Consider the following 291-nt stretch of genomic DNA (forward strand, 5'->3'; position numbering starts at 1 on the left):
TTCCAACGCCTGGTACTGCACAACGGCCGCGTGACCCTGACCCTGCTGATCGGCGATGCGCTGGAACAATTGCCGCAACTGGACGCCCAAATCGATGCGTGGTTTCTCGACGGGTTCGCCCCGGCGAAAAACCCCGACATGTGGACCGCCGAGCTGTTCGCCCAACTGGCACGCCTGGCGGCTCCAGGTTCGACCATCAGCACCTTCACCAGCACCGGCTGGGTAAGGCGGTTGATCAATGCCGCCGGGTTCAAGATGAAACGCACGCCGGGCATCGGGCATAAATGGGAG

1 protein-coding gene is annotated in these 291 nt (G+C 62.5%); it reads left to right on the forward strand.

Translation table 11 applies throughout. The features are described 5' to 3' along the window. Positions 1–291 (forward strand): MnmC family methyltransferase (locus AAEZ05_RS28145; protein WP_350649839.1); only part of this gene is annotated, 291 nt, incomplete at both ends.

Source organism: Pseudomonas sp. HY13-MNA-CIBAN-0226, assembly GCF_040310305.1.
GTDB lineage: Bacteria > Pseudomonadota > Gammaproteobacteria > Pseudomonadales > Pseudomonadaceae > Aquipseudomonas > Aquipseudomonas gregormendelii.